The organism is Phenylobacterium sp. (genome assembly GCF_031181185.1).
GTDB lineage: Bacteria > Pseudomonadota > Alphaproteobacteria > Caulobacterales > Caulobacteraceae > Phenylobacterium.
On sequence record NZ_JAPSKZ010000249.1, the window covers coordinates 1 to 4,127 of the forward strand.

Consider the following 4,127-nt stretch of genomic DNA (forward strand, 5'->3'; position numbering starts at 1 on the left):
CATAGCCGTCCACGGGCGAGCGGATGACCGTCTGTTGCAGACTCTGCCGCGCCGTGGTGAGGCGCGGCACGACGTCGGCGATCTTCGACTGGCTGTCGCGCAGGCCCTCGGCGGCCTGGCTCTGCCGCTCGTCGCGGAGCTGCACGAGCTGCATGCGGGTTTCGCCCATCTGCTGGCGCATGCGCGCGATGTCGGCGCTCAGCTGCCCCTTGCGGCCGGAGAGCTCCGCCAGGTTGCGCTCATACCGCAGGATCAGGGTCTTGGGCGCATAGCCCTGCTCGTGGAGTTTGCGGTAGCCCGCGAGCTCCTCCTCCGTCAGGCGGCGCTGCTCGTCGATGGAGGCGACCTGCGCCTGCAGGCCCACGACCTGGGTCTCGAGCTGCTCGATCCGCTGCCCCAGCACCGCCGACTGGCTCTGGAAGAGCTGCAACCGGGTGCTGAAGAGGAACTCCTGGTCACGGATCAGCGCGGCGACGCGGGGGTCGGCGGCGCGCGAGGTGAGCTCGGCCGGAAACTGCAGGCTGGTGCGGTTCGTGGCCTCGGCCGAGAAGCGTGCGTTCTGCGCCAGCAGCACGTCGTACTGATTCTGGTACACATCGACCGCGGCGCGCGCCTCGACGTCGTTGAACAGCAGCAGCGGCTGGCCGGCGCGCACGAACTGCCCTTCCCGAACCAGGATCTGCCTGACGGTGCCGCCCTCGCGGCTCGCCCGCAACGTCTTGCGATTGCTCTCGACCCGCACCTCGGCCGGCGCGGTGACCCCGCTGCTGAGGGGCGTGAAGGACGCCCAGAGGCCCAGCCCCACGACGAACGCGCCGATCACCCCCGCCCCGACGACCATCGGTCGGCGCAGCCGCTGGCGCAGCGCCGGATCCATTTCGTTCCGGTCTTCGCCCCCGAACGTCGGCGCGACGTAGGTCGAGCGGACCGGGCTCAGGTCAAGCTTCATCGTCCCGCCTCCACGGCGCGCACATCCCCGGCCGGCTTCACCAGCCTGGCCATGACTTGGTCGCGGGGCCCGAACAGTTCGACGCGGCCGTCGCGCAGCATCAGGAGCTTGTCGGCCGACCGGAACACCCCCGGCTTGTGGGAGATGATCACGATCGTCGTGCCCTTCGATTTCAACGTCTCGATGGCGCGGATGAGCGCGTCTTCGCCCTCGGCGTCCAGGTTCGCGTTGGGCTCGTCCAGCACCAGGAAGGCCGGCGCGCCGAGGACCGCCCGGGCCAGGCCCACCCGTTGCCTCTGGCCGCCCGAGAGGGTGACCCCGCCTTCTCCCACCTCGGTGTCATAGCCCTTGGGCATACGCAGGATCAGGTCGTGCACGCCGGCCAGCCGCGCGGCCTCGACCACGTCCTCATCGGTGACGTCGGCCCGGAAACGGGCGATGTTGTCCCTGACGGTGCCCGCGAAAAGTTCGGTGTCCTGCGGCAGATAGCCGACGTGGCGGCCGAAGTCGGCGCGGTCCCAGGTGAACACGTCCGCGCCATCGAGGCGCACCACGCCTTGGAGCGGCTTCCAGATCCCCATCAGCAGACGGGCCAAGGTCGACTTGCCGGCGCCGGACGGGCCGATGATGCCCAGCACCTCGCCCGGCTCGATCGAGAAGCTCACGCCGCTGACCACCAGCTTGTTGGCGCCCGGCGGCGCAAAGTTCACGCCCTCCACCGAGAGCTTGCCGGTCGGTCGCGGCAGCTGGGTGCCGGCGGGCGGCGGCTCAGCCTTGCTGAGCAGGTTCTGCAGCCGCTCATGCGAGCGGACCATGTTGTTGAGCGGCTCCCACGAGCCCACGATCTTCTCGATCGGCTGCAGCGCCCGGCTCGCCAGGATCATGTTGGCGAACAGCATGCCCGAGTGGATTTCGCCCTTCAGGATCAGGTAGGCGCCGATCGCGATGATCAGCACCTGCATGCCCATGCGCACGAACTTGATGAGGTCCGTGTAGGTGTTCGAATACTCGGAGGCCACCGCGCCCCGCTCGATGGTGACGGCCCGGTGCCGCGCCCAGGCCGAGCCCAGGGTCGGCAGCATGCCCATCGCTCGCACCACCTCGCCGTTGCGCAACGCCGCATCGGTGAAGCCGTAGCTCTTCAGGGCGGCGTCGTTGGCCTCCTTCAGCACCGGATGCATGGCCTTGGTCTGCATGATGGCCAGCGCCAGAAGGACGATGGCGCCCAGCAGTGTGATCACGCCGACCAGAGGATCGATGATGAACAGTACGATCAGGAAGACCGGGATCCAGGGCAGGTCGAAAATCGCCGCCGCGCCGACGCCGGTGAAGGTCTGCCGGAACTGGTCCAGGTCGCGCAGGGCCTGGGCGCGGGCGCTGGGGTCTCCGCGCACGGCCGCGTCGAACAGGCTCGCGAACACGCGTCCCGACACCCGCTGGTCCAGCGCCACGCCGTAGTTGATGAGGATCCGCGCCCGGATGTCGTCGATCACGCCCGAGACGGCGAAGACAAACAGCGTGACCAGCGTCAGAATCCAGAGCGTCGCTTGGCTCTGGCTCACCATGACCCGCCCGTACACCTGGTAGGTATAGAGCGGCAGCGCCAGATACAGCACGTTCGAGACGAGGCTGAAGCCGAAGGCCACAAGGGCGACCTTCTTGACGTCGGCCATCGCGCGGGTCAGGGCGGTGTCCGGCTGGTTGGTTAGGAACGTCAGGAATTTCATCGGGCGCCGAGCTGTTCCGTCGTGGCTTTCGGCCAGATAAACCAGATCCGGCCTGAAAAGGGTGAACGCGGGTGCGGAATTGCCGTTCGTTCAGCCTCGCGCCCGGAAACGCCCGGCGCGGCGGCTAGATGCGGAGCCGCCGAAATGTTGTCAATGCTGAGCCCCCAAAGCGCGGCGGGCCGTGCGGGAGCGGGAATGGCACGGGTTGGGATCATCGGAAGCTGCATCACACGGGATTTGTGGCCGATCCGCGGCCCCGGCGCCGAGAACCTCGCCTATCTCTCTCGGACCAGCTTTCCCAGCCTGATGTCCGAACCCGTCGCCGGCTTTCGACCGTCGCGCCAATCGCCGCTGTCGGGCAACCAGCACAGGGCCGTGGTCGCCGACCTGACCAAGACCGGACTGGCCCGGCTCGTCGCCTTCCGGCCTACGCACCTGATCTTCGACTTCATCGACGAGCGGTTCGATCTGATGTCGGTCGGGCGTTCGATCGTCACCCGCAGCTGGGAGCTGGGCGCGAGCGGCTATCTCGCGCAGAAGGCCTTCCGCGACGCGCGGACGATCCCGCGGCTCTCCGACGCCTGCTGGCGGCTCTGGACCGACGCGGCCGGGGAACTGGCCGCCGTGGTCCGCTCGACGCCCTTGCGAGAAGCCAAGCTCATCCTGCACGTCTCGCGATGGGCCGACGAGATGCGCACGCCTGACGGCGACCATCGCCCGCTGACCAACGTGGCGATCCTCGATGACCAGCCAGCCGACATCGGCCAGCAGAACGCCCTACTGGCCGCCTACGAGGCGCACCTCACCTCCGTGATGCCGCCGCTGGCCCGCGTTGACGGCGGCGCTTTGCGGATCGCCGATCCCGGCCATCGCTGGGGACTCAGCCCCTTCCACTTCATCCCCGAATACTACGCCGAGATCTGGCGGCAGCTGGAGGCGCTAGGCGTGCCGCAGCCTAGCGCGGAGCCTGCCGAGCCCAGTGTTCCAGCGGCGTGACGCCGTCTCGCACGAGCTCGGGCCGCGAGGCGAGGTAAGCGGCGGCCGCGAAGCCCGGCCGGGGCTCGGCCACCGCCCAGGCGCCGCCCTGCAGGTAATCGACGAGCGGGTTCTCGCCCGACGCCAGCGCCTCGCCGCGTTGCGCCACGTAGTGCGGCAGGTCGAACCAGGGTCCCGGACTGCGGCCTTCGCTCGCGCCCGAGACGAGGAAATGGGTGAGCGGCTCGAGACCGGCTTCGGCCACGTCCGGGTGGCGATCGAGATACCAGGTCGGGTCGAACAGCGGATGCGGTGAGCACCCGGCGCGCCAGCCCTCCGTCAAATAGTGGACCAGGGGCGGGATCCCGCGCGCCGCCCGGCCCGCCTGCCGCACGTACCAGGCGGGATCGAACAGCGGATGCGGCGAGAGCCCCTGCATCCAGCCTTCGCGCATATAGTGCCCGACGGGGTCGTCG

4 protein-coding genes are annotated in these 4,127 nt (G+C 69.0%); 1 reads left to right on the forward strand and 3 read right to left on the reverse strand.

The window, feature by feature from the left end; translation table 11 throughout:
- Both RIF93_RS19145 and RIF93_RS19150 read right to left on the reverse strand, forming a co-directional pair.
- A partial coding sequence (locus tag RIF93_RS19145) for a biotin/lipoyl-binding protein (protein ID WP_309093044.1) occupies positions 1-949 on the reverse strand: 949 nt, incomplete at its 3' end.
- Positions 946-2,676: a type I secretion system permease/ATPase gene (locus RIF93_RS19150; RefSeq protein WP_309093045.1), complete on the reverse strand. Its 1,731-nt coding sequence runs from the start codon at positions 2,674-2,676 to the stop codon at positions 946-948. The genes RIF93_RS19150 and RIF93_RS19145, both read right to left, overlap by 4 nt.
- A 195-nt stretch (positions 2,677-2,871) precedes the next feature.
- Here RIF93_RS19150 and RIF93_RS19155 point away from each other — a divergent pair, with 195 nt between their 5' ends.
- A complete protein-coding gene (locus RIF93_RS19155; protein WP_309093046.1) occupies positions 2,872-3,672 on the forward strand; it encodes a DUF6270 domain-containing protein in 801 nt (266 codons plus the stop codon).
- On the opposite strand, the gene RIF93_RS19160 is transcribed toward RIF93_RS19155, so the two are convergent.
- On the reverse strand, positions 3,632-4,127 hold a 496-nt coding region (locus RIF93_RS19160; RefSeq protein WP_309093047.1), incomplete at its 5' end, for a hypothetical protein. The genes RIF93_RS19155 and RIF93_RS19160 overlap by 41 nt on opposite strands.

What these genes read in the sequence shown, in the direction of transcription:
- RIF93_RS19150 (WP_309093045.1), bottom strand. Translation starts at nt 2,676, where the DNA reads ATGAAATTCCTGACGTTCCTAACCAACCAGCCGGACACCGCCCTGACC.
- RIF93_RS19155 (WP_309093046.1), top strand. Translation starts at nt 2,872, where the DNA reads ATGGCACGGGTTGGGATCATCGGAAGCTGCATCACACGGGATTTGTGG.